The organism is Fluoribacter dumoffii NY 23, assembly GCF_000236165.1.
Classification (GTDB): domain Bacteria; phylum Pseudomonadota; class Gammaproteobacteria; order Legionellales; family Legionellaceae; genus Legionella; species Legionella dumoffii.
The window spans coordinates 3068753-3093901 of sequence record NZ_CM001373.1 but is presented as its reverse complement, the minus strand read 5'-3'; the positions used below and the strand labels follow the sequence as shown (position 1 = coordinate 3093901).

Sequence of the window (25149 nt, the reverse complement as noted above, 5' to 3'; positions counted from 1 at the left end):
TGTTCGCATATGCAATTAGTCTTAATCATAATGAAATTAAAAGCAATTTATCCAGGTACTTTTGATCCCGTTACCAATGGCCATGTTGATATTATTAGTCGTGCGGCCAAGATTTTTCCTGAAATTATTGTTGCTGTGGCAAATAACAAGGCAAAGCGTCCTTTTTTGCCTCTGGAGACAAGGATTCAATTGGTTGAAGAAGCAACTGCCGATTTATCCGGAGTGCAAGTGCTTGGGTTTGATAATCTTTTAATTGATTTTGTACTGGAGCAAAATGCGGGAATTGTTTTACGTGGATTGCGTGCAGTATCTGATTTTGAATATGAATTTCAATTGGCGGGAATGAACCGGAAATTGTCAAAACAGGTTGAAACAATTTTTTTAACCCCGTCTGAAAATTTCATGTACATTTCTTCTACCTTAGTGCGTGAAATTGCTCTATTAAATGGAGATATTTCTCAATTTGTTCCTGCTTGTGTTGTCAGAGAATTACATAAAAAACAAAAAGACCATGGAAATTAGAAAACTCTTTCAGGCCTTTTGCCTGATAATTTGCAGCATCCATTTCTTGCTTTATTTCCCACTCACTGCGGTGGCCAAACAAACCAATCTTCTTCCACCTGGTTATGCCATAGCCAGTGCAAACCCTTTGGCAACTAATGCAGGGTTGGAAATTTTATCTCAGGGAGGAAATGCTTTTGATGCGGCAGTTGCGGTATCGGCAGTATTGGCTGTCGTAGAACCATATCATTCAGGATTGGGTGGCGGAGGATTTTGGTTACTCCATCAAGAAAAGGAACATAAAAATATTTTTATAGATGGGCGAGAGACGGCGCCTCTAGCAGCGAAAGAAGACATGTTTTTAGCATCTGATGGCCGTTTAATCCCCGAACTTTCCTTAAACGGCGGCTTAGCCGCTGCAATTCCTGGTGAGCCCGCAGCTTTGGTGTATATCGCCAAGAATTATGGGCGCCTACCCTTGACGAAAACCCTGGCTCCTGCCATTAAACTAGCAGAAGAAGGATTCTTGGTTGATAAACAATTAAGTTCATTTTTGAAAAATAAAGATCGGTTGGAGCAAATCAGGAAATATCCGTCCACAGCTAAAATTTTCTTAAACAAGGGGCAGCCTTTCCAAATTGGCGAACGTTTCATTCAAAAAGATTTGGCTAATACCTTAAAATTACTCGCGATGAAAGAGAATCAAGGATTTTATGCCGGTGAAGTGGCTCAACGTCTGGTTAAAGGAGTAAATGCTGCAGGGGGAATTTGGACGCTTGAAGATTTGGCCCGTTATCGCATCAAAGTCAGGGAGCCCTTAATAGGTGCTTTCCATAATATGCTGATTATAACCTCACCTCCGCCATCTGCTGGCGGGATTGCCTTATTGACCATGCTCAATATTCTGTCTCATTATCCCTTGTCTTCGTATTCAAAAATTCAATGGATACATTACTTGGCAGAGTCAATGCGCCTGGCCTATTGGCAGCGCGAACGGTTTTTAGGCGATCCTGATTTTATCTCAATCCCCGTTGAGCGCTTACTTTCTGCGGAAAATGGAAAACAGTTAAGTAGCTTAATTCCAGCTCATAAAGCGCTCCCCAGTGATGTTTTGCGGGGGAAAGTCAAACAAAAAACCTTAAAACCAGCTCATTCTTCGAATACAACACATTTCTCTATCATTGATGGTGAGGGAAATCGTGTTTCGGCAACCATGTCCATAAACTATATTTTTGGCTCCAGTGTTGTCGCCGAAGGAACTGGTGTTTTGTTAAACGATCAAATGGATGATTTTGCTACTAAGCCGGGGGAAGAAAATGTTTTTGGTCTTGTCGGCGGCAATAAAAATGCGATTGCCCCAGGAAAAAGGCCATTATCCAGCATGACTCCCACTTTTCTTGAGTTACCAGACCGGGTGGCCATTTTGGGGACGCCTGGAGGAAGCCGCATCCCTACCATGATTTTAATTGCCTCATTGGTTTTTCATGATACATACGGGGCAATCAGTATGGTTTCATCTATGCGTTTCCATCACCAGTATTTACCGGATGTGTTGCAGTTTGAACCAGACACTTTTTCTCCTGCAATCCAGGACGCATTAAAAAATATGGGATACCATCTACTGCCGTTAAAGCGGTATTATGGGGACATGCAAGCGATTACATGGGATAAGTCAACCAATATGCTGACCGCGGCCTCGGATCCAAGAGCGATAGGGTTAGCGGCTGCAATAGTGAGTACCCCAAGCGGCTATGGGCATGGAGCACAGTTTTAATTAACGGAATAGATATCATTTGTATGGCGTTCCAGCCCACTCGCTAGGCGGATGGGTTTTCTCCAACCAGTTCTTTGATTACTTCATAAGTATGACGAATCAGTTGTTCTTTATTGTCAATGCTAAACTGCGAGGCATCGATTGGCTTGCCGATGTGGATTTCGGCTTTTTGCTTCAGGTGCAAATTAAAGGTTCTTGCCGGCAAAATACTATTAGCGCCGCGAATACCTATGGGGATGATGGTGGCTTTGGATTGAATTGCAGTAATAAAGCCGCCTTTTTTAAAAGATCCAAGCTTCCCATCTTTGGAACGAGTTCCCTCGGGAGCAATCCACATGACAATCCCGCTTTCCATTAATTTTTGGGCATAGGCTAAATCTTTTATGGCTTGATATTTATTTTTTCGGTCTATAAAAGGAAACTCTGCTGCTGCCATTGCTTTACCCATTAAAGGTATTTTCGCCAATTCTTTTTTAGACAACATGCGAATGGAATGTTTTGGAAAAGCTTTAAAAGCAAGAGGAATATCGTAAGCACTGGAGTGATTGCACATAATAATTGTAGCTACCCCAGGCTGTGGCTGAACATTAAAGGGGTTTATAACCTTATATTCAACCTGGACTTCATTCAACAATTGATCAACCCAGTGATGGAGAACTTTATCAGTCCAGTCGCGAGAAATGGTGCTAAAAAAATATTTAAAAATACAGCGCGTGCTATCAATTGCTGTATACCACATTAAAGTAGCAAGAACCCATGCGGTTCGTAATTGATTTATTTTCATTGGCATTAGGGTTAACAAAAGTAGCGCTAATATAACGCAAGTTCATTCACTTGCCCAGTTTTAAAGTGCCCTGGAGCAAGGAATGTCGGCTTTCTATAAATAGTTTAGTCCAGGAAAGCTCATTTAGTGTTATAAAAGAGAACTATTATTCAAATAGCCCTATTGTTCTCCCGATAGAGCGTACCAGTGACTTCTCCGGATGAACCTCATGAATATCGAAGCCCTTGGACATGATTACATCCTCACTCCAACGCTCGACCATATAGTTATTGTATTTCATCTCGTGCAAGTAGCCTATGGCGGCTATTTTTTTCCGAATAGCAAATCTTCTGTTATCTTCGATCATTTCAAAATAACGCAAGAGATAATACAGATTTTCCGGCATCAGTTCTTTGGCTCTTTTGAAGTAAGGAATGGCTTCGTTTATTTTATCTTCAAAATAGACAAGGGTATCAGCCAATAAATAATAGATTTTTGCCAGTGTTTTTTTCATGGCTGGTTTTTTTTCATTAGCCGAAATGAATACGGTCAACTCCTTTTTTAATGCCTCTATTTCCTGCTTATGCTCCTGTTGGAATTCACTACGGAGTTGCCGATTGTCATTGTAGTCAATGGGTACCGCAAGGCGAGCAATAAGACAATCAATCTTCCTTAATAATAATTGATTATAAACATCGCTTACTGCAGAATTACTGCCGAGAAATAAGTACTCAGCAAGACGACACTGGGCCTTATTCAATTGGATACGATTGGCATCCCTGGCAGGGTATTTTAGCACATCTACAGCCACAACGGTTGAGGCATAATTTACAATCGCATCCCTAATAAGCGAATCATGAGGCTTAATGCGCACGATTTTTTTAGCTAACTCTATTTGCTCCTCGGCCAATTCGATCGTGGTTTCGATTTGGTGGCTTGCCAGGTCTTCCGCTATTCTTAGTGCATTTGCCTTGAATTGAAGGCAGTATTCCTCTCGCAAGCGTTCAAGTTTCTTTTCAGCAAAGGAAATATCAGGATTTTTTTTAAACAGGGCATCAGCATCTTGAAATCGGTTATTTTCGATCGCGAAGTCAAACTGCTGGAGGATCAAATCCTTTTTTATCATAAGGCCTTCCCTTGAAGAATCCTGCTCCAAGACTTCAGGGTCAAGTCTTTTGGACTGGGATACAAACTTCATGGTTTGATTCCCTATGAGCCATTTGGTAATGCCCCATTTGTTTAATTCACGTTTAGCATCTTCCAGGTAAGCTTTGGCTACTTCAGTACGCAAATGGGGGAGGGATGTTAGTAAAGTATCTTGCTCTGCATCGTTAAAATAGTTTTTGATGTAAGCAACTGCTTCCTTTTGATCATCGGGGTTTGATGATAAGAATAATTCGGCAATGAGCTCCATCGCTTTTTCGGATGCTTTAAGGGTAGTGTCTTTTTGACCCAAATAAAAATCTATAAAGTGTTCTTTAAATTTCCATTTGATGCCTGGAGACCAATACAACGCTTCTTCCGAACGATTTTGCTGCACCAGGAAGTGCGAGTATGCTTCGGCAAAAGTACTGAGGCGGTAACAATCGGATTTACTGACTGATTGCCCAAAATAATATATCTGGTTGATTAAACTATCAATAATGGTAGTGTTTTGAGGATCTATTGAAGGAGCTAAATAACCCAAATGCTCTTGGAAGAATGTTTTGCCAAAAGGGTAATTTTCATGAATCGATTCATTGAATTCTGGAAAGGCTTGAGAGTGATTAATAAAATACTTCATTAACAACTGTTGCAGTTCGGCGGATGTTTGGTTCGTTCTGGGAGAGTGGACCAGGTTTATAAAGCGGTCGGAAATTGAGGACATATCGACATTATAAAATAATGATTGCGATTTATATCCCTTCATATAGCCCGCATAGGCAATTTTACCTAACGTCATTTCCACCCGGTTAGGATGGCAATGATTTTCAAACCCTAACCAACCTTTAAACGATTCAAAAAAATACCGCACCCAATTGACTGGAAAAACATCAATTCCATCAGTATATAATTTTTGTCTCGAGGATGATGCAATTTCCTTCCAAAATGATTTGTATTCCTCTTCATCAAAATCATAAACAAGGAAATCTGGAAGATGAACGATACCTTTTTTTTGATACTTTTCAATTACATGTCGAGCCAGTCTTAAACGGAACATATAACAATCTCATTAAAATCGAGCAATTTGTATGGTAATTGAAAATCAAGACTTGGGCAATTGAGTTAGATAATGAGCAAATTGTATGTGCCCATTTTAATTTTGGCATGCGGGACAGAAAAATGAACTACGTCCGGCAATCACGAGAGATTCAATAGGATGCTGGCACCGCAGGCAAGGCTGCTTTGTCCGGCCATATACTTTGAGCTCTATACTGAAATACCCGGGTTTCCCGTCAAAAGCGTAAAAATCGCGCAGTGTGGTACCTCCAGCCAGTATCGCTTGTGTGAGCACTTCCTTAATATGTGTGGTAAGCGCGTAACAGGTTGCTTCCGATAGCTTTTTTGCGGGAGTACCCGGATGAATATTTGCTAAAAAAAGACTTTCTGAGGCATAAATGTTGCCCACACCAACCACGATGTCACTATCCATAATGAATGATTTCACGGACTTATTTTTATTTTGAGCTCTTTGAGCTAGGTACTGGCCATTGAATTCATTAGATAACGGCTCAGGGCCTAAATGCCTGAGAAGTTGGTGTTGGTATGGATTCTCCTCAATGTAAAGAAACAAACCAAAACGTCGGGGATCACAAATTCGTAGCATGAGGCCGTTTTCCAGCAACAACATCACGTGATCATGTTTTTCAGGCTTTTTTTGCACCGCTTCAATGCGTAAGTGTCCTGACATGCCCAAATGAATTAAAAGATATCCTTTTGTGAGTTGAATTAAAATATACTTTGCCCTACGGGAAACACTGAGAATTTTTTTACCGACGCACAGTTCATCCAGGTTTGCAGGTACCGGCAGGCGGAGCTTGGGATTACGTACAATAACCCCTTGAATTGTTTGTCCTTCCAGATGAGGTTTAATTCCTTCCTTTGTAGTTTCAACTTCGGGTAATTCAGGCATTATTTTCGGTCATCATGTTCAATGATTCTGCCCTGGCTTTTTTTAATTACTTCGGTTTTAGCCTGGCGACGGGGGAACAGGTATTCTTTAATAGTGGCTATCAACCACAAAAGACCTCCTATAAGCAATCCCCAAACCAAAACATAGGAAAATACAAATAAAAGACCCAAAAAGAGAGCAATCGCAACGCCTGCTACGATAAAGGGGATCAAATTGTCAAAAATTTTCCCAAACGGGAATTTATCGCTCATAACATCAATCCGTAGTTTATTTCTTTATTAATTATCGGCTACATAATGAAATGTTGCAACGTAAAGAGTAAAATTGTGGTATCCTTAGTATGATATAAGGATTTTCTGTAATAAGGTACCCGACTAAAGGATGAGTTTTTTCTTAATTTGCAATTGTGCATTTAAAGTGGAGCTATTATGGTTTTTGGTTATTTAAACCTGTCTTTTTGGGGATATGTGGTTGCGACATTGATCCTGACGCAAATTACTATTGCAGCAGTAACGCTGTATCTTCATCGCAATCAAACCCATCGCGCCCTGACTCTGCATCCAATTATCAGTCATTTTTTCCGTTTATGGCTGTGGATGACTACCGGGATGGTTACTGCAGATTGGGTTGCTATCCACCGTAAACATCATGCATCAGCAGATGTTGAGGGTGATCCTCATAGCCCGGTTGTTTTCGGCATTAAAAAAGTATTTTGGGAAGGCGCTGAGCTCTACAAAACAGCTCGTAAAGATAAAGAGATGGTTGCTAAATATTCTCATGGCACACCCACTGATTGGCTGGAACGAAAAGTTTATTCCCCTCATTCATCCAAGGGAATTATTCTCATGTTGTTAATTGATTTATTCCTGTTTGGTGTTCCGGGAATTACTATTTGGGCAATTCAAATGATGTGGATACCCGTTCATGCTGCTGGAGTGATTAATGGAATCGGCCATCACTGGGGATACAGAAATTTTGAATGTCCGGATGCTGCAAGGAATATTTTTCCCTGGGGTTTTTGGATAGGCGGTGAAGAATTGCATAACAACCATCATACTTTTGCCTCATCAGCCAAGTTTTCTGTTAAATGGTGGGAATTTGATATTGGCTGGATGTACATTCGCATTCTTTCCTTTTTAGGTCTTGCCAAGGTGAAAAAATTACCCCCTAAACTGGCAATGGATGAAGGCAAACTGCAAGTTGATTTGGATACCGTCAAAGCAGTAATTTCGAATCGTTTTCAAGTGATGTCCAATTATTATAAAAGCGTGATTCGCCCCATCCTCAAGCAAGAAAAAAGTAACAGCATTGAAACTAAAGAACAGAAGAGGCTTTTTTCGCGAGCCGGTAGTTTATTACGTCGTGAAAATTGTTTGTTGAGTTCAAAAGCAAAAATGCGGTTATCCAATTTATTGGAAGCACGTGAACAATTACGTGTTGCCTATGCATACAAGCAATCACTACAAAATATTTGGTTAAAAACTGCATCTACCCAAAAGGAATTAATTGAGGCACTGCAACAATGGTGTCGGCAGGCAGAAGAATCAGGGCTTGAAGTCTTAAAGCAATTTGCCCAACAACTAAAAGGGTATGTTCCAGTATACAGATAATTCTTTTATAATTTTTATTCGTTCCCCCATCTCAGCGGATGAGATGCAGGGAATGATAAATAAGTTTGATTTTTCGTATTAATTTTCTATAGTAGTATTTTATTACCGCAATAACAGGGAGTGGTTATGATGAAAGGTGTAGCAATAGTTACTGGTGGAACTGGTGGTATCGGCTCAGCCATTTGTCAACGTTTAGCCGCCGATTTTCAAGTTGTCGCGTGCTATTTCAAACATGGAAAACATGAAGAAGCAAAACAATGGCAAGAGGAGCAAAAAAAGCTCGGCTTTGATATCGATATCGTGTATGGAGATATCGCAAAATTTGCAGATTGTGAAAAAATTATGGCCCTAATCATGGAGCGTTACGGCCGTGTTGATGTTCTTATTAATAATGCGGGCATTACCCAGGACTGTAGCCTGCGGAAAATGACCTCTGATCAATGGCAACAAGTTATTGATGCCAATCTAACCAGCGTATTTAATATGACCCGCAATGTCATTCCAGTCATGATTGACAGAGGTTATGGACGAATTATCAGTATTTCTTCCATTAACGGACGCAAAGGGCAATTTGGTCAATGTAATTACGCTTCTACCAAGTCTGCACTCTTTGGCTTTAGTAAAAGCTTGGCTTTGGAAGTTGCAAATAAGGGCATAACAGTAAATACAGTTTCTCCTGGTTATATAGAAACCCCCATGCTGACTTCTTTAAAAGAAGACGTTTTAAAATCTATTATTTCAAGCATTCCTGTTGGTCGTTTGGGACAAGCAAAAGAAGTTGCTGATGCAGTTGCTTTTCTGGCTTCTCCTGATAGTGGATTTATTACGGGCGCCAACCTGGATATTAATGGCGGACAGTATATGTAAACAAATACCCAGGATGATGGAAAACCATGGGTATTTTGTTGATTTCCTTTATTTTCATTACTCCTAACTTAAAGAGAATTGTATGCAACATAATAATGTCGTTTTGATTACTGGCGGTACTGGAGATATAGGCACGGCAATTGCCAGGGAATTGAATTCTTCTTACAAACATGTTTTTGCACTGGATTTAATTTCGGAAAAAGATGGCAATGCCTGGAAAAAAGAACTCCTGGATGAAGGGCATAAGAACATTGATTTTCGCCACATGGACGTAACCGATTTTGATCAATGTGGAGAGGTAATTTCCGACATTATTAAAGAATTTGGTAATATTGATGTGCTGATTAACAATGCAGGCATTACCCGGGATGCCGTATTTACCAAAATGACTAAAAAGCAATGGGATGAAGTATTAACGGTGAACCTTGACGGAATGTTTAATGTAACTCGGCATGTTGTTGAAAATATGAGAGAACATGAGTCAGGGCGAATTGTTAATATTTCTTCGGTAAACGCTCAAAAAGGTCAATTCTCGCAGGCCAATTATGCCGCATCAAAGGCTGGTGTTTATGGGTTTACCAAAAGTTTGGCACAGGAGTTAATGAGTAAAAACATCACTGTGAACAGCCTTTCTCCAGGTTATGTTGATACGCGCTTAATGAAGGGGATCAGGCCCGACATTCTGGAATCTATTATTGCCCAAATTCCTGCAAAGCGTTTGGCGCAAACCCAGGAGATTGCATGGGCCGTAGAGTTTTTAATCAGTGAAAAGAGCCGGTATATTACTGGAGCAAACCTAAGTGTTAATGGTGGTCTCCACATGTATTGATTTTATTCATTTCCCCCTGAGGAGAACAGGAGTATCGCTATCTCAGGGTTCATAGAATGCGCTAGATGCTGTATCCTTTACTTGTTTGCTGTTCCCTGTGAGTATTCACTATACCTGTCTCCTGCAAAAAATTGCAAAGGCAGATTAAGAAACTTGGTTCCTGATTTAATGAGTAAATGAATCAGATGGAACTATTTACAAGGTGTAATCACCCATTATCAAGAGAAAAAAATGACTCGATTAATTAAAAAATACAAAAATCGCCGGCTTTACGATACAGAGACAAGTCAGTATATCACTCTTGAAGAATTACAGCGTTACGTGGTAGATGGAGTGCAATTTAAGGTGGAAGACTCTTTAACTGGAAAAGATTTAACCAACTCCATTTTGTTACAAATTATTGTCGAGATGGAAGCGGGCTCGACCCAATTTTTGTCTTCCGATATTTTGCGCCAGCTTATCTCGCTGGCGAAACACCCCATGCATGCTTCTTTAAAACAAATGATGGAGCAAATGTTTCAAGTCATGGAAAAACCCTTACAAAATAACCCCTATCTTCAAGCAACTGAAAATTGGAATCAACAAATGCAGAAGATGATGCAACAATGGCAAAACATATTCAAAAGTTAAGGAGAATTACCTGTTGATTCCGAGTAATTATTTATGTTGCATTGCAAAAAAAAATCGCTTAAGTCATTGACAAAATTCTTCTCTATGTACTAATATTAAATTGTGCAATGCAACATAGAGGAGACTTATCATGACTCAACAAAATTTTGAAAGATGGACTGAAATGGCTAAAAAATTCCAGGAACCATTTCAAGCCATGGCTGAATTAAATGTGAAAACGTTACAAAGTATGAATTATCTCAAACCTGAAGAGATTTCAAGTATTAAAAAACCTGAAGAACTTTTGGAAAAACAAATTAATTTGGCTGTTGAAAATGGCCATAAAACTTTGGATTACATGCAAAAGTCTTTTCAGATTATTGAAAAAGCAATGTTAGGTTTTGTTCAGGAAGCTAAAAAAGCTTCTGAGCTAAAGCATTAATTCATTCATTACTTAATTTAAGAGCAGTTTAAGCAGATGCTTAAGCTGCTTTTTTTGTTAGGGAATTCCTCAATTTGGGTTTCTTGCAATCCCTGCATTGTTCCTAAAACCTAGAACCCTTTGGTTTTTAAAAACATCTGTTCGAAAAAGTTGTTATTTCCCTAAGCAAGCCCCCTAAATTGTGCTCCAAAATTGTCTGGGGAGACCTTGAAAAAAATCTCTGTGCATTTAGCAGGCCTACTTGAGTTGCTTTTTCCTTGGATGGGGGCAAAGACGCGTATGAAGCAAAATAGCATTAAATTTGCTTAATGTTGTTTTAGCTGCAGACAAAAAGACTTTTTTAGTTTCCCACAAGAAGATACAATGCCTCAAGATGAGAATGATTCTGTAAATGAGATTACTAAAATAGGGGCATTGGGTGATCATTTTTCGTTATTTAGCCAAAGAAGTGTTTCTCACTCTAATTGCGCTCACCTCCATACTCGTATTAATTTTTCTGAGTAATCAGCTTATTCAATATCTCAATCGAGCTGCTTCCGGGAGTATTCCAGGCGTCATCATTATGAAGCTAATGATGCTGGAATTGCCTACTTTATTGAGTTTACTTGTTCCTTTAGGATTTTATATTGCGATGTTGCTTGCCTATGGGCGCTTATATGCTGAAAGTGAGATGACTGTTCTGCGTGCATGCGGCTATGGTCCCAGCCAGTTGTTAAAACACAGTTTCATCATGGCAACAGTTGTAGCTGTTGTTGTGGCTGTGGTCATGATTTGGGGTAGCCCTTTAATTTATGTTGAGCGCGCCAAACTGCTGCGCACTACAGGTATAAAAACTTTGGTACAAACGATTATGCCTGGACGCTTCCATGCGATTAATGAAGGTCAGGAAGTATTCTATGTACAATCGATGAGCCGGGATCATACGAAGGCAGAACAAGTTTTTTTGGCAAAAAGAAGCTCGATAAATGAGCAAATACGGTGGGATATTTTATGGGCTGACCAGGCCTTTGCAGAGACGGATCCTGCCACCGGTGAAGATTATATTATTCTGCAAAAAGGTAAGGAGTATCAGGGAATACCAGGTCATGCTGATTATCAAATAGCAGAATTTGACCAGTATAAAGCACGCTTACCCCATCCTGTTGTAAAAGTATCGTCGGACCTACGTACAGCAAGCACCGCGAGTTTATTGCCTTTAAATAATAAAGACCCCGCCAAAGCAGCTGAATTACAATGGCGCTTGTCCGTACCTCTTATGGTTTTGACTTTGACGTTGGTTGCTGTCCCTTTAAGCCGGATTAATCCGCGTTCAGGAAAATATGCCAAGTTGTTCCCGGCGATTATTATTTATATTTTATATGCAAATTTTTTGTTTATAGCCCGCGATGCAATGGTTTCAGGCAAAACGCCCCAATGGATAGGCTTGTGGTGGGTTCATCTTATCGTAATTGCCTTTGGATTATTTTTAATTTGGCGTAATCAGGCGAAGTTGGCATGAGTATGAAAATATTAGAGCGCTATATTGCGAAAACTGTTCTCGGCTCTATTGGGTTGGTCACCCTCATGCTGGTAGGCTTGCAAATTTTTATTTTATTTGTTGATCAAATAAGTGATTTGGGGCGGGCGGATTATGGGATTACCCAGGCTGCGTTATTTGTCTTATTACAGATGCCCTATGAAGTTTACCTATTTTTTCCTATGGCAAGCCTGCTTGGGTGTTTGATTGGCCTTGGAATTTTGGCAAATCATAGTGAATTGGTGGTAATGCGTGCCTCAGGAATGTCGATAGGGCAAATTACCTGGGCCGTTTTAAAAGCATCAGTCATTCTGATTGTGCTGGTTACTGCATTAGGGGAAACGCTGGTTCCCTATTTATCGCATTACGCCAATGATTATAAGACAGCCTCAGTGAGTGGGGGACAAACATTAAGGACTTCGAAAGGCTCGTGGCTGCGGTATGGTAATGATTTCATTTCTGTAGGAGTAATACTTCCTGATAATATCCTGAAGGACATTTATCAATTTCGTTTTGATGTCCATCATCATTTAAAAATGTCCCGTTTTATCGGCGAAGCACGTTACACCCCTACAGGTTGGATGGCGTATAACATTCAGCAGACCGAATTTGAAACCAATAAAACCAAAGTACAAACATTTGCATCCCTTCCCTGGGATGTTGCCGTGAAACCAAAAATTTTGATGATCAGCAGTATCGAGCCCGATGAAATGACTTTACATGAATTAAGACGCTATGTCCGGGAACAAAAACGCAATCATCAAAATGTCCATAATTATCAATTTGCTTTTTTACAACGGCTTATTCAACCATTTACGACAATGGTTATGATGATCCTCTCAATCCCTTTCATTTTTGGTCCTTTACGCTCAACGACAATGGGATCAAAGCTGTTAGTGGGTGCGGCAGTGGGATTCAGTTTTCATATTTTAAGTCGTTTTTTTGGCCCCCTCAGTACCGTATTTCAATTACCACCTGAATTGGCTGCTTTAGGACCTACCTTTATTTTTGCCCTTTTGGGTGTGTATTTGATGAGAAGAGTCAAATAATAAAGCATCTTAACTTACCTGCCTTAATCTGTGGTAAAATATTACTCACAAAATATCCAAAGCCTATAAAATGAAAATTCAATGTAAGTTTTGCAGGCAGCGTATGGAACCCACTGTGTGTTGGGAAAAAAGATTAGTGACTACTGATCAGGCTGTTTATTATTGCAGTTTATGTAAGAAGCAATTGTTTGTTTTAGGTGGCTTCCTGGATAAACCATTTTGGCAGCGTCCTGCATACTTATGGTTTTGTGGCTCCCTCCTTATCGATTTGATTGATTATTGGGAAAAAGCAAAAAATCTTTTAAGCGACATGCATCTAGGGAAATTGGCCTACCTTATTGTATCCATTGTTTTGACGGTAAGTGCTTATTTTCTGTTGAAATAAAAGGGTTGCATTGGATTAGACTATACCGCTTGCCCTGCCGCCCACCCCGACGACCAAGCCCATTGAAAATTATACCCACCTAACCAACCTGTTACGTCCAGGGCTTCGCCAATGAAATAAAGGCCGGAAACTTCTTGTGCCTCCATTGTTTTGGAAGAAATTGCATTACAATCAACACCGCCTATCGTTACTTCCGCAGTGCGATATCCTTCAGTACCATTGGGCTTCACAACCCAAGAGTTTAATTGTTTTGCTACCGATTCCAAATCACGATTTGCCAGTTCCGCAAGTTTTTTGTCAAATAGGGTCGGCGCAATAAATTGTTCGATGACCCTTTTGGGTAAGTGCAGCGATAAAATTGAATTTAATTGTTTTTGTGGTTTTTCCTTCCGGACTTTTTTTAAATAGTCTAGAAGGTCTATTTCGGGCAATAAATTAATACAAATACTCTCTCCTGCATTCCAGTACGAGGACAATTGCAAAATTGCAGGGCCACTCAAACCCCGATGAGTGAATAAGGTATGTTCGCGAAATTCTACGCTGGCATTTTTAACTAAACTGTCCACACCAATTCCGGAGAGGGGGGAGATTATTTCTTTTTCCGCAACATCGAGAGTTAAAGGGACCAATCCTGCACGAGTTGGCCAGATCTTGATACCAAACTGTTCTGCTACTTTATATGCAAAAGGGCTTGCACCCATAGTGGGTATGGACAATCCGCCACTGGCTATGACCAGGGAGTTACACTGAAAAACTCCTTTTGTAGTGTGTAACCTGAACCCGGATGTTCTTTGTATTTTCTCAATGCTGGTATTTAGCTGGATTGTAACTCCTGCAGCCTCACATTCTTTGAGAAGCATGTCGACAATATCTTTTGATTTATTGTCACAAAACAATTGTCCCAGAGTTTTTTCATGGAAAGGAATTTTATGTTTTTTGACCAGTTCAATAAAATCCCATTGGGTATAACGTGTTAAAGCGGATTTAAAAAAATGAGGATTATGGGAATTATATTTTTCAGGTTCGATGTAATAATTGGTGAAATTACAGCGGCCACCTCCGGACATTAGAATCTTTTTGCCTGCTTTATTGGCATGATCCAGGACCAAAACTTTACGGCGGCGTTTGCCTGCTTCGAGAGCACACATTAACCCTGCAGCACCGGCACCTACAATAATGACATCAACTTCTTCCATCGCGGACAGACTTGTTCGTATAAACCCGTGCAAGGGTATCATGCATCAAGGCTAATGCAAAGTTTGAACCTTGATCGTATTGAGATTTTTTTATACGCTAATTGACTCATCCTTTGTAAAAGCATTGTTATGTCTTTTTTGAAGCATTTGTGGGCAATATTATTGGGTATTACCCTGTTACCCTTGCGTGTATTGGTTAACAATGCTTTTTATGCCCTCGGAGCAGTGATTTTAGGAGTCGTCGCTGCACTAGGTGTCCCGATTTATTTAGCTGAGCGATTAAAAAAAATGGGTATTTCACACCCGGGTAATTTTCTATTTGCAGCACTGGCTATTTTTCCAATTACAGTCCTATTGAGTACGATAGCGCTGGTTGGGTTAATGAGTTATTTAATTTACGACACGATAACCAATATGCTGGGGTCGCTGTGGCTTGGTTTTAAAAATGGTTTGTTTGGTGGGATGGACGGTTTTTTTAATGCTTTGGATGCGCAGCCTCTCTTAAATCCAGTTCCTTATATGAAGTCTTTGCGGAGCAGAGTAAACCATAATCCCCTGATTGTAGTGGTGCGGGAGTCTTTGGAGATTGCCCAATTACAGGAGAAAGAACCTCCTTGTCCCTCCGAATTATTGACTGACTTGCAACTCCTTGAGATCGCTGATCTGATAAAACAGCTTGGTCTCGATACAGAAGTTATCAATTCGGATGCAAAATTGAAACTGGAAGCATTAAAAACTTTATACACCCAATATGAAGATTTGCAAACGAAGCTTGAGGACGTGCGTTTAGCCTTAGTGGATGATGATAAATCTCGAATTAAAGATGAAATGATTGCATATAACGAAGTGGAAACGCCTGTTTTGTTAGTCAAACAATATAAAAAAGCCGAAAAATGGCATAATGTCCCGGCTGCCAGTTATATCACAGATAAAGAAACTCTATTGCACTTGGCAAAAATAAACCCCAAGCATCCTTTAAACAATGATCTTATAAAAGCGCCCCAGCCTTATAACGGGATGGAAAGCAGATACATTTGGTATGAACTGAGCGAACATCAGTGTTCTTCCCAAGAATTAGGTGAGGCTGCAGCTGAAATGCGTGTTTTAATGAAAAGTTTGCTTTCTTTAGCGGTTAAAAAAAAATTTGCTGCAGACTTGGGAACTCATCATCAAACTTTTTTTGGTGCTGGCGGCGGTGCTCCTGATTCTGAAAGTCAGGTTCACACCCTCCAGAAAGGCTCCTATACGCGGACACAGTAGATAAAAATCTGTATAAGTTAAACCATTACCCTAAACTTGCAAAAAGTAACTAAATTAAGCTTATACTATAAGTAAAATCATTTCTCTTAAGGACAATCATCATGAATGAACTTGATATTCTACAATTATTTTATGATGAGATGAAAAACCGTGGCGTGACTCGGGATCAGGTGTTTTTAAGTATCGAAGAGGAAGCTGCCGCAATGCTTTCTCAAAAATTAGGACAACCTGTTTCAGTGGAACAAGCACAAAAATTGACGGATATATGCATTGCAAATGAATGGTTGGAGCGGACCACAGCGGATCCTCATTATAAATATTTATCGCTGACAGAAGCCGGATTACAAATAATTTTAACCAATCGTTACAGTTAATTATGCCTAAAGGGTATAAACTTTAAGCAAAAGTAGGTAAAATATATCAATTTTATTCTTTTTTTGTTGTCGATATGCCAAAACGAACCGATATTAAATCCATTCTTATCCTTGGAGCAGGCCCTATTGTTATAGGACAAGCTTGTGAATTTGATTACTCTGGTACCCAAGCGGTACGCGCCCTTAAGGAAGAAGGGTATAGGGTAATTCTGGTAAATTCTAATCCAGCCACCATTATGACCGATCCTGAACTTGCAGATGCAACTTATGTTGAACCTGTTTCCTGGAAAGAAGTAGCACGCATTATTGAAATTGAACGGCCAGATGCTCTTTTGCCCACTATGGGGGGACAAACCGCTTTGAATTGTGCGCTGGATTTAGTGCGTGAAGGGATTCTGGCTCAATATAATGTGGAAATGATTGGTGCAACACGAGAAGCAATCGATCGTGCCGAAGACAGGGAAAAATTTCGCCAATTAATGATTAAAATTGGTTTGGATATGCCGCGCTCTGCAATTGCCCACAGCATGGAAGAGGCCATCCAGGTTCAAGCTCAATTAGGTTACCCGGCAATTATTCGTCCTTCCTTTACTATGGGGGGCAGTGGCGGCGGTATCGCTTATAACCGGGAAGAGTTTGAAGAAATTTGTACCCGTGGCTTGGAATTGTCACCTACCCATGAACTATTGATCGATGAATCAGTGCTTGGCTGGAAAGAGTTTGAAATGGAAGTGGTACGCGACAAGAATGATAATTGCATTATTGTCTGTACTATAGAAAATTTCGATCCTATGGGGGTGCATACCGGTGATTCAATTACTGTAGCTCCTGCACAAACGCTTACTGATAAAGAATTTCAACGCATGCGCGATGCCGCTATTAAAGTATTAAGAGCTGTAGGCGTGGACACAGGGGGGTCAAACGTCCAATTCGCAGTTAATCCCGAAGATGGACGGATGCTCGTTGTGGAAATGAACCCCAGGGTTTCTCGAAGTTCGGCTTTAGCGTCCAAGGCAACAGGTTTCCCCATCGCGAAAGTTGCCGCAAAACTTGCTGTAGGCTACACCCTTGATGAGTTAAAGAATGAAATCACCGGAGGAAAAACCCCTGCTTCATTTGAACCAAGTATTGACTATGTAGTGACTAAAGTACCTCGGTTCAATTTCGATAAATTCCCCCAAACTTCAGTTACACTGACAACTCAAATGAAATCAGTTGGCGAAGTGATGGCCATTGGCTCCAATTTTCAGGAGTCGTTACAAAAAGCAATTCGTGGTTTGGAGATCGGGCGCTGTGGCTTGCATTCTTTATTCAAAAAAGGTGATCTTGCGCGGTTAAGAGGGCATTTACGCGAACCAACTCCCGATCGATTGTGGTATATCGCCGATGCCTTTAGAAACAATATGTCTCTTGAAGAAATTCATCAAGAAAGCCGAGTTGATCCCTGGTTTTTGGCTCAAATCGAAGAATTGGTAGCCCTGGAGCGTTCCATATCCGATAAAAAATTGTCTGATGTCGATGCGACTACCTTGCGCTTGCTAAAAAAACGGGGTTTTGCTGATGCTTATTTGGCTAAAATCTGGTTGTGCACTGAGGAGCAAGTACGTTCGCGTCGTAAAGAATTGGGAATCCTTCCTGTTTATAAGCGGATAGACTCCTGTGCCGGTGAATTCCCCAGTGATACTGCCTATATGTATTCGTGTTACGAAACACGTTGCGAAGCACGTCCCGATACCGACAAGAAAAAAATAATGATTCTTGGCGGCGGCCCTAATCGTATCGGCCAGGGGATTGAGTTCGATTATTGCTGTGTGCATGCGGCTATGGCTCTTAAAGAAGCCGGCTGCCAGACCATCATGGTTAATTGTAATCCTGAAACAGTGTCTACTGATTTTGATACCTCCGATCGCCTGTATTTTGAACCCGTGACTCTGGAGGATGTTTTGGGCATTGTCGACGTTGAGAAACCCGAGGGGGTCATTGTCCATTATGGCGGACAAACTCCTTTAAAATTAGCACGTGCCCTGGAAGCAAATGGAGTTAAAATCATTGGAACCTCGCCTGATGCCATCGATAGGGCCGAAGACAGGGACCGATTCCAAAAATTAGTGGCCGAACTGAATTTACACCAGCCTGATAATGGAACAGTGCGTAGTGAGGCCGAGGCCGTCGCTTTAGCAAATAATATTGGTTATCCATTAGTTGTTAGACCTTCCTATGTTCTCGGAGGCCGGGCAATGGAAGTCGTCTACCAGGAAGAGGACTTGCGCCATTATCTTTCGCATGCAGTGGCGGTTTCTAATGATTCGCCCGTATTGCTGGATAAATTTTTAAATGATGCCATTGAAGTAGATATCGATGCTGTTTGTGATGGAAAGGAAGTATTTATTGGTGCGGTGATGGAGCATATTGAGCAGGCTGGGATTCATTCAGGGGATTCCGCATGTACCTTACCCCCATTTAGCCTCAGTGTCGTGGTGCAACAAGATTTAATGGAACAGATGCGCCAGATGGCGTTAAAGTTAGGGGTGGTGGGCTTGATTAATGCACAGTTTGCGATTCAAGCAGATGATATTTATGTTTTAGAGGTCAATCCGCGAGCTTCGAGGACAGTTCCTTTTGTTTCCAAAGCTACAGGATATCCTTTGGCTAAAATTGCTGCGTTATGCAAGTTGGGTGTTAGTCTGAAAGAGCAAGGTTTAAGCCAGAATCACCATATGCCCTCGTTTTATTCCATTAAACTTCCCGTGTTTCCCTTTATTAAATTTTCAGGGGTTGATTCTATTCTTGGCCCAGAAATGAAATCAACTGGTGAAGTCATGGGTATTGCCAGACGTTTTGGGCAAGCTTATGCTAAAGCCCAATTGGGCGCTGGTTGCAATATACCCAAGCGTCGGCGGGCTTTTGTTTCTGTCCGCGATGCAGATAAAACCCGGGTGGGAGAAATTGCAAAGCGCTTGATTGAATTGGGTTTTGAAATTATTGCTACCCGTGGTACTGCTTTGGCTTTACAAGCAGCTGGCGTTGATTGCCGTAGGGTATTTAAAGTAAATGAAGGTAGGCCACACGTTCTTGACTTTATAAAAAACAATGAAATTGATTTTATTGTAAATACCACAGAAGGCAAGCAAGCAATTGCTGACTCTTTTGCAATGAGGCGCAATGCTTTACAACACAAGGTTAGTTATACTACAACCTTGTCAGGTGCCGAAGCAGCTTGTTTGGCTATGAAATATGAGGACAGAGAGACTGTAACGCGCTTACAGGATTTACATTAATAAAAATGTAACAGGTTATCGTCAGTCGCGGCCTAGGCCGCGCTGTAACGGGATACATTTTTTTAGCTAACGCGATAAGCTTTTTTTCTTGTTGTTTTGGAGAAAAGGCAGAATTACCAGGGAATTTTTTATTAGAGGTAGATATGAGTAAACATCCCATGACAGTTGAAGGTGCAGAAGCACTGAAAGAAGAATTACAACGTTTAAAATTTGTTGACAGACCTCGCATTGTCGAAGCGATTGCTACGGCAAGAGCTCATGGTGATTTGAAAGAAAATGCCGAATATCATGCTGCTCGAGAACAACAAAGCTTTAATGAGGGTCGCATTCAGGAATTGGAAGCGAAATTATCTCATGCCCAAATTATTGATATCAGTAAATTGCCTAATAATGGCAAGGTGGTTTTTGGTTCAACGGTCACTGTTTGTCATATAGCAACCGATGCCAAGGTAACTTATAAAATAGTTGGTGAAGATGAAGCCGACATTAAACACAATAAAATCTCCTACAGTTCTCCAATGGGTCGGGCCTTAATCGGTAAAGAACTGGATGATACTGTAACTGTCAATACACCTGGCGGTATAGTGGAATACGAAATTATTGAGGTGGAGTACGTATAGAGATTTTTTTGTTTCATCCATTCATATTAGCGCAGTAGGGCTTGAGTGAAGGCAGTTGGAACCCCGGAGTTTGCAGCTATTCCCTATCCTTTGTCCTCAGTTTTTTACTGCGCTCGCTTTGCCTACCCCAACATTTTTAATTCAGATCGCCTCATGCGGTGTAAAAGAAATCTGAATTTAAAAAGTAAAGGTCTATACTTATAAAAAGGATGTTGGAAACGAGGTATACCCTTTAATTAACTCGCTGTTTACTATTACAGGACGTGATAATGAGCACTTTTTCTGAGTGGTTTCAAACAACGTCAATACCGGCTGAGAGAGTAACAGGTTATTATGACTTGAAGCTCGTGATCTTATCTTATCTAATCGCAGTTTTTGCATCGTATGTCGCATTAAATCTGGTTGGCAGACTTCGGGCTACCAAAAATAAACAGGATCGGATTTATTGGCTTGCGGGCGGCGCTTTTGCCATGGGAGCAGGGATATGGTCAATGCATTTTGTTGGCATGTTAGCTTTCATCATGCCTATGCCCATGGAATATGAATACAGTTGGACTGCTGCTTCATTATTTATTGCCATATTGGCCTCCGCCTCAGCGTTATTCATATTACAAAAAAAGGATTACTCCACGCTGCAATTTGTATTAGGTGGGATGATTGTGGGCCTTGCTATATCTCTAATGCATTACATGGGGATGGAAGGAATGAAAGTGCATGTCACTATTCATTATTTACCGGGATTGTTTTTTCTCTCTATTGCCATTGGTATTGCTGCCGCAGAAATTGCAATTTGGTTAGCATTAAAAAGCAATCAAGGTTCCAGTAAAAGACAATTTAATTTAAAAATAATTAGCTCTTTAATCATGGGGTTCGCTATTTGCGGAATGCATTATACAGGGATGTCCGCTGCAGTTTTTACCCCTAATTTATCTCATATGATGCTCGGTGAAAAGGCAGCGATTCAAACCAATTTTTTGGCTTTTTTTATTGCAGGAATCAGCGGGCTGATTTTTGCCATTGCCCTTACTGCATCGGGGTATTACAAAAAAATGCTGACGGCAATCGCGAATGAGAAAAAATTCCTCAATGCCATGCTCGATAATTTGGAGGATGGGATTATTGCATGTAATGCAGAGGGAAAAATTACCGTTTTGAACCATACGATTCAAAAATACATTGATTCTGACAAATCCAATAAAACCATTCATAATATTGGAGATTTTTTTAAACTGTTCACTCTCAATAACAAGCCCATTAAACAAGGAGCTTTCCCCCTGAATCGTGCTTTAGATGGCGAGCGCATACGCGGTGTGGAATTTATAATGCATGCCAAAAGTGAAGTGCGCAATGTCGTCATTGATGGTCAGAAAATTATTAACTCTAATGGCGACAACCTTGGCGCAGTTATTGTAATTCATGATATCACGGAGCGGAAACAAACTGAGAAACTAAAAAATGAATTCGTTTCCATAGTGAGTCATGAATTAAGGACCCCACTTACATCGATTCGAGGTTCATTAGGCATCTTGTTAAGCGAAATCATGGGTAAATTTCCCCCAAAAGTAAAAAAATTTCTTGAAATAGCAAATAACAACTGCGAGCGTTTGTTGTTGTTAATTAATGATATTTTAGATATTGAAAAAATCGAAGCCGGAAAAATGGATTTTGAGTTGAAGGTATCTGATTTAAACAAAATTGTTCATGAAGCCATTGAAAATAATAAAATGTATGCGCAAAAGTTTGGCGTAAACATTGAGTTAATAAACCACAATAATGAGCAATATCAGGTGAGGGTCGATGCCGAGCGTTTAATGCAAGTTTTAGCTAATCTGATTTCAAATGCATGCAAATTTTCTTATGAACATGAAAAAGTTATTGTGAGAATTGAGCAAATTAATTCATCAGTCCGTGTCTCGATTACCAACAAAGGTGATGGGATCTCCCCGGAATTTCAAACGCGTATTTTTCAAAAATTTTCCCAGGGAGACGCCTCAACTACTCGGGGAAAAGGAGGCACTGGCTTAGGATTAAACATTAGTAAAACCATTATGGAGAAGATGAATGGGCTACTCAGTTTTGAAAGTAAACCCCATGATGTCACTACCTTTTATTTTGAGTTACCCCTAGCCCAGCAATTGCCGGTTATTCAGGAAAAAAATGAAAGAAGACTTCAGGAAGCAAAAAAAAGGTTACTGATTTGTGAGGATGATAGCGAACAAGCAAATTACATCAAATTGCTTCTGGAGTCAGCAGGTTTTATCGTGGAAACAGCTCAAACGGCTAATGAGGCACGCAAATTGTTGGCAAATAGTGAATTTCATGCCCTTTTGCTGGATTTGATTTTGCCTGACCAAGATGGAGTTTCATTTATCAGAGAATTACGTAAAAATAAAAAAACAAAGAACTTACCCATTATCGTCCTTTCAGTTATTGCTGAAACGGGAAAAGAACTATCAAATGGCGATGCGGTTTCAATTGTGGATTGGTTAGATAAGCCCATCGATTTTAATAAGCTCCTGTTCAGTATCAATAAAATCCAAAAAGATAATTCCAAACCGCATATCTTGCATATTGAAGACAATAAAGACACCCAGGAAATCATAAGAACTCTTTTGGAGAAATATGCGCGGGTTTCAACCGCGAATAATTTAAATGAAGCGCAGGAGATGCTTAAAAAAGACAAATATAATTTAATTATTCTGGATCTATTTTTACCGGATGGGAATGGTGCAGATATTTTACCTTTGATATCGAAATATCATGCTCCGGTTTTGGTATTTTCTGATACAAAAATAAATGAAGATTGTTCCAAGTATGTGAGTCAGGCTTTGCTGAAGTCGAACTCTTCCAATGAAATTTTAGTAAATACTATTCAAAACCTTCTCTAAAAGGAGGAAAAAATATGTCTCATAAAGAACTTAAAACAATTTTGTATGCCGAAGACGAAGAAGACATAAGGATGATTGCCGAAGTTGCCCTGGAAAATATAGGCGGATTTTCGGTTAAATATTGTTCTAACGGCAAGAAAGCTCTTGAAGCAGCCAAAGAGTACGTTCCTGATTTGCTTTTACTGGATGTCATGATGCCTGAAATGGATGGGCCGACGGCTTTAAAAGAATTGCGTAAAAATCCTGATTTTATAAAAGTTCCCGCGATATTTATGACGGCCAAGATACAGAATAATGAAATAGAGGATTACAAATCAATTGGAGCAATTGATGTAATTAAAAAGCCTTTTGATCCTTTGACCCTTGCCGAGTCAATAAAAAATGCATGGATGAAATATAATGGATGAGAATATTCAGAAAAAATTACATGATCTTTTTGTGCACTACAGTAAGCATCTGCCCGAAAAGATTCATAATATAGAGATGCAATGGCATGCTCAGCTTAAGCATTGGGATTTAACCGGGTTTCAGAATTTTCATCGGGATGTGCACAGTTTATGTGGTTCAGCTGGAACTTATGGTTATATTGAATTAAGTCAGACGGCGCGCCAAATGGAAATATTATTAAAAGAGATTCTCGCTAAAGGTACATTAACTGAAAATGATAAAGAGAAAATTAATAATTTTTTCTCCCAATTAAAAAGCGTATTGACTCACGAAGCTCCAAAAAAGCCATTAATTTTTGCAGATGAAACGAAACAGACAGATAACAAATTAGTCTATCTCCTGGAACAGGATTCGCATTTGGCGAGAGAGCTTGGTGAAAGCCTGAAACAAGCAGGTTATCACGCCCATATTATAAAAAATATGAGCTCTTTATTAAATTCCATCGAGAAAGAACATCCTATTGCAATAATAATTGATACGGATTTTTTCAAGAAGCCTGCTTTGGAACAATTTGTTGCTATCCAAAAACAACAAAAAACACCCATTCATTTATTTTGTATTGTCCCTAATAATGAATTAATTCCACGCCTTACGGCAATACGTGCTGGTTGTGTAGCATATTTCCAAAAACCCCTTGATGTATCCTATCTGGTCCAGGAATTGAATATTAATTGCAGTTCATCGGTGAATGAGGCCTATCGAATTTTAATCCTGGATGACTCCAAATCATTAGCCGAGTATTACTCTTTAATTTTAAAACAGGCAGACATGATTACCCGTACCATTACCAATCCCTTAGATTTATTAAAAGAGCTTGAATCATTTCAACCTGATTTGCTGTTAATGGATGTTTATATGCCTGAGTGCTCGGGTCTGGAACTCGCTGCTTTATTGCGTAAGGATAGAAGATATACCAAGATTCCTATTATTTTCCTCTCCACCGAGGATGATAAAAATAAAAAATTAACGGCAATAAGTCTGGGAGGCGATGATTTTCTTACCAAACCGATTTCGCCAAATGATTTAGTTTCTGCTGTACGCTCCCGGTCAAATCGTGCAAGTATTCTAAACTATTACATGACAACAGACAGCCTTACAGGTTTATTAAATCATTCGAGTATTTTGAACCGCTTAAATATCGAAGTTGCGCGCGCCAAACAACAGGAGTCCCCCTTGTCTTTTATCATGATTGATATTGATCATTTTAAACTGATTAATGACACCTACGGGCATCCATTTGGCGATCTTGTTATTAAAAAGCTGGCATCTTTATTTATGCTCAGTTTACGCAATCGAGATATCATTGGACGATACGGGGGGGAAGAATTTGCGCTCATACTGCCTGGTGCAGATCTGCAAAGCAGCGCAAAGATTTGTAATGATCTACGCCTTCAATTTGCGCAAAATTATTTTACTGTGAATGAACAAAAGGTGCATGTGACGATTAGCGTTGGAATCTCGGCATATAAAGGAAATAACGACATCAACAGCATTGTGATTCAGGCAGATCAAGCGTTGTATAAAGCAAAAGAAAATGGACGAAATCAAGTTGTTGTGTTTGATGATTCTCTTATTGTGAATTAATTGCGGGGGGATGTTTCTAGTAGAAATTAAAAGAAACCCGGGGTG

General features: G+C 40.0%; 22 protein-coding genes. 17 read left to right on the top strand and 5 right to left on the bottom strand.

The features are described from left to right. Positions 1-9 precede the first annotated feature (9 nt). Positions 10-522 (top strand): pantetheine-phosphate adenylyltransferase, encoded by a 513-nt coding sequence (gene coaD, locus KYQ_RS14040; protein WP_010652507.1) that lies wholly within the window; start codon positions 10-12, stop codon positions 520-522. Further along, on the top strand, positions 512-2275 hold the full coding sequence (gene ggt, locus KYQ_RS14035; RefSeq protein WP_010652508.1) for a gamma-glutamyltransferase: 1764 nt from the start codon (positions 512-514) through the stop codon (positions 2273-2275). The genes coaD and ggt overlap by 11 nt, the downstream gene beginning before the upstream one ends. Positions 2276-2318: 43 nt before the next feature. On the opposite strand, the gene KYQ_RS14030 is transcribed toward ggt, so the two are convergent. The 4 genes from KYQ_RS14030 to KYQ_RS14015 form a co-directional block, all read right to left on the bottom strand. Beyond that, positions 2319-3059, bottom strand: a complete 741-nt coding sequence (locus KYQ_RS14030; RefSeq protein ID WP_010652509.1) for a lysophospholipid acyltransferase family protein — start codon at positions 3057-3059, stop codon at positions 2319-2321. Between the two features lie 145 nt (positions 3060-3204). Further along, complete coding sequence (locus tag KYQ_RS14025) at positions 3205-5238, bottom strand: hypothetical protein (protein ID WP_010652510.1); 2034 nt, start codon at positions 5236-5238, stop codon at positions 3205-3207. Between the two features lie 96 nt (positions 5239-5334). Further along, positions 5335-6150: a bifunctional DNA-formamidopyrimidine glycosylase/DNA-(apurinic or apyrimidinic site) lyase gene (gene mutM, locus KYQ_RS14020; RefSeq protein ID WP_010652511.1), complete on the bottom strand. Its 816-nt coding sequence runs from the start codon at positions 6148-6150 to the stop codon at positions 5335-5337. Then, the gene (locus tag KYQ_RS14015) at positions 6150-6401 is read right to left on the bottom strand and encodes a hypothetical protein (protein WP_010652512.1); all 252 of its coding nucleotides are present in this window, start codon (positions 6399-6401) and stop codon (positions 6150-6152) included. The genes mutM and KYQ_RS14015 overlap by 1 nt, the downstream gene beginning before the upstream one ends. Before the next feature lie 177 nt (positions 6402-6578). Here KYQ_RS14015 and KYQ_RS14010 point away from each other — a divergent pair, with 177 nt between their 5' ends. The 8 genes from KYQ_RS14010 to KYQ_RS13975 all read left to right on the top strand — a co-directional run bounded on the left by KYQ_RS14010 (position 6579) and on the right by KYQ_RS13975 (position 13457). Further along, positions 6579-7760, top strand: coding sequence for a DesA family fatty acid desaturase (locus KYQ_RS14010; RefSeq protein ID WP_010652513.1), 1182 nt, complete (start codon positions 6579-6581; stop codon positions 7758-7760). A 126-nt stretch (positions 7761-7886) separates the two neighbouring features. Beyond that, the gene (phbB, locus tag KYQ_RS14005) at positions 7887-8627 is read left to right on the top strand and encodes an acetoacetyl-CoA reductase (RefSeq protein ID WP_019350191.1); all 741 of its coding nucleotides are present in this window, start codon (positions 7887-7889) and stop codon (positions 8625-8627) included. Between the two features lie 82 nt (positions 8628-8709). Continuing rightward, positions 8710-9456: an acetoacetyl-CoA reductase gene (gene phbB / locus KYQ_RS14000; protein WP_010652515.1), complete on the top strand. Its 747-nt coding sequence runs from the start codon at positions 8710-8712 to the stop codon at positions 9454-9456. Between the two features lie 231 nt (positions 9457-9687). Next, on the top strand, positions 9688-10086 hold the full coding sequence (locus KYQ_RS13995; protein WP_010652516.1) for a polyhydroxyalkanoate synthesis regulator DNA-binding domain-containing protein: 399 nt from the start codon (positions 9688-9690) through the stop codon (positions 10084-10086). A gap of 130 nt (positions 10087-10216) precedes the next feature. Beyond that, positions 10217-10507 carry a phasin family protein gene (locus KYQ_RS13990; RefSeq protein ID WP_010652517.1) on the top strand — a complete coding sequence of 97 codons (291 nt, stop codon included), beginning with the start codon at positions 10217-10219 and terminating at the stop codon, positions 10505-10507. Positions 10508-10925: 418 nt separating this feature from the next. After that, entirely contained in the window at positions 10926-12005 is a 1080-nt protein-coding gene (lptF, locus tag KYQ_RS13985; RefSeq protein ID WP_010652518.1) for an LPS export ABC transporter permease LptF, read from the top strand. Next, positions 12002-13072 carry an LPS export ABC transporter permease LptG gene (gene lptG / locus KYQ_RS13980; protein WP_010652519.1) on the top strand — a complete coding sequence of 357 codons (1071 nt, stop codon included), beginning with the start codon at positions 12002-12004 and terminating at the stop codon, positions 13070-13072. Before lptF ends, lptG begins: the two co-directional genes overlap by 4 nt. A gap of 115 nt (positions 13073-13187) precedes the next feature. Continuing rightward, positions 13188-13457: a hypothetical protein gene (locus KYQ_RS13975; RefSeq protein ID WP_231294561.1), complete on the top strand. Its 270-nt coding sequence runs from the start codon at positions 13188-13190 to the stop codon at positions 13455-13457. A 20-nt stretch (positions 13458-13477) separates the two neighbouring features. On the opposite strand, the gene KYQ_RS13970 is transcribed toward KYQ_RS13975, so the two are convergent. Beyond that, entirely contained in the window at positions 13478-14653 is a 1176-nt protein-coding gene (locus KYQ_RS13970; RefSeq protein ID WP_010652521.1) for a BaiN/RdsA family NAD(P)/FAD-dependent oxidoreductase, read from the bottom strand. Positions 14654-14782: 129 nt separating this feature from the next. Here KYQ_RS13970 and KYQ_RS13965 point away from each other — a divergent pair, with 129 nt between their 5' ends. From KYQ_RS13965 to KYQ_RS13935, 7 genes are all read left to right on the top strand, one after another. Continuing rightward, the gene (locus KYQ_RS13965) at positions 14783-15913 is read left to right on the top strand and encodes a hypothetical protein (protein WP_010652522.1); all 1131 of its coding nucleotides are present in this window, start codon (positions 14783-14785) and stop codon (positions 15911-15913) included. 101 nt (positions 15914-16014) lie between these two features. Next, on the top strand, positions 16015-16287 hold the full coding sequence (locus tag KYQ_RS13960) for a hypothetical protein (protein WP_010652523.1): 273 nt from the start codon (positions 16015-16017) through the stop codon (positions 16285-16287). 74 nt (positions 16288-16361) lie between these two features. After that, positions 16362-19565 (top strand): carbamoyl-phosphate synthase large subunit, encoded by a 3204-nt coding sequence (carB, locus tag KYQ_RS13955; protein ID WP_010652524.1) that lies wholly within the window; start codon positions 16362-16364, stop codon positions 19563-19565. 143 nt (positions 19566-19708) lie between these two features. Further along, the gene (gene greA / locus KYQ_RS13950) at positions 19709-20185 is read left to right on the top strand and encodes a transcription elongation factor GreA (protein ID WP_010652525.1); all 477 of its coding nucleotides are present in this window, start codon (positions 19709-19711) and stop codon (positions 20183-20185) included. 269 nt (positions 20186-20454) lie between these two features. Next, the gene (locus tag KYQ_RS13945) at positions 20455-23073 is read left to right on the top strand and encodes an MHYT domain-containing protein (protein ID WP_010652526.1); all 2619 of its coding nucleotides are present in this window, start codon (positions 20455-20457) and stop codon (positions 23071-23073) included. Positions 23074-23087: 14 nt separating this feature from the next. Next, positions 23088-23480 (top strand): response regulator, encoded by a 393-nt coding sequence (locus KYQ_RS13940; RefSeq protein ID WP_010652527.1) that lies wholly within the window; start codon positions 23088-23090, stop codon positions 23478-23480. Then, positions 23473-25104, top strand: a complete 1632-nt coding sequence (locus KYQ_RS13935; protein WP_010652528.1) for a diguanylate cyclase — start codon at positions 23473-23475, stop codon at positions 25102-25104. The genes KYQ_RS13940 and KYQ_RS13935 overlap by 8 nt, the downstream gene beginning before the upstream one ends. Positions 25105-25149: the final 45 nt, after the last annotated feature.

Bases quoted from the DNA above. Each gene is read 5' to 3' on its own strand.
- phbB (WP_010652515.1), top strand. From the start codon at position 8,710: ATGCAACATAATAATGTCGTTTTGATTACTGGCGGTACTGGAGATATA.
- KYQ_RS14025 (WP_010652510.1), bottom strand. From the start codon at position 5,238: ATGTTCCGTTTAAGACTGGCTCGACATGTAATTGAAAAGTATCAAAAA.
- ggt (WP_010652508.1), top strand. From the start codon at position 512: ATGGAAATTAGAAAACTCTTTCAGGCCTTTTGCCTGATAATTTGCAGC.
- KYQ_RS14030 (WP_010652509.1), bottom strand. From the start codon at position 3,059: ATGAAAATAAATCAATTACGAACCGCATGGGTTCTTGCTACTTTAATG.
- KYQ_RS13990 (WP_010652517.1), top strand. From the start codon at position 10,217: ATGACTCAACAAAATTTTGAAAGATGGACTGAAATGGCTAAAAAATTC.
- KYQ_RS13965 (WP_010652522.1), top strand. From the start codon at position 14,783: ATGTCTTTTTTGAAGCATTTGTGGGCAATATTATTGGGTATTACCCTG.
- carB (WP_010652524.1), top strand. From the start codon at position 16,362: ATGCCAAAACGAACCGATATTAAATCCATTCTTATCCTTGGAGCAGGC.
- KYQ_RS13995 (WP_010652516.1), top strand. From the start codon at position 9,688: ATGACTCGATTAATTAAAAAATACAAAAATCGCCGGCTTTACGATACA.
- KYQ_RS13935 (WP_010652528.1), top strand. From the start codon at position 23,473: ATGGATGAGAATATTCAGAAAAAATTACATGATCTTTTTGTGCACTAC.
- KYQ_RS13940 (WP_010652527.1), top strand. From the start codon at position 23,088: ATGTCTCATAAAGAACTTAAAACAATTTTGTATGCCGAAGACGAAGAA.
- phbB (WP_019350191.1), top strand. From the start codon at position 7,887: ATGATGAAAGGTGTAGCAATAGTTACTGGTGGAACTGGTGGTATCGGC.
- mutM (WP_010652511.1), bottom strand. From the start codon at position 6,150: ATGCCTGAATTACCCGAAGTTGAAACTACAAAGGAAGGAATTAAACCT.
- KYQ_RS13970 (WP_010652521.1), bottom strand. From the start codon at position 14,653: ATGGAAGAAGTTGATGTCATTATTGTAGGTGCCGGTGCTGCAGGGTTA.
- coaD (WP_010652507.1), top strand. From the start codon at position 10: ATGCAATTAGTCTTAATCATAATGAAATTAAAAGCAATTTATCCAGGT.
- greA (WP_010652525.1), top strand. From the start codon at position 19,709: ATGAGTAAACATCCCATGACAGTTGAAGGTGCAGAAGCACTGAAAGAA.
- KYQ_RS13945 (WP_010652526.1), top strand. From the start codon at position 20,455: ATGAGCACTTTTTCTGAGTGGTTTCAAACAACGTCAATACCGGCTGAG.
- lptG (WP_010652519.1), top strand. From the start codon at position 12,002: ATGAGTATGAAAATATTAGAGCGCTATATTGCGAAAACTGTTCTCGGC.
- KYQ_RS14010 (WP_010652513.1), top strand. From the start codon at position 6,579: ATGGTTTTTGGTTATTTAAACCTGTCTTTTTGGGGATATGTGGTTGCG.
- KYQ_RS14015 (WP_010652512.1), bottom strand. From the start codon at position 6,401: ATGAGCGATAAATTCCCGTTTGGGAAAATTTTTGACAATTTGATCCCC.
- KYQ_RS13960 (WP_010652523.1), top strand. From the start codon at position 16,015: ATGAATGAACTTGATATTCTACAATTATTTTATGATGAGATGAAAAAC.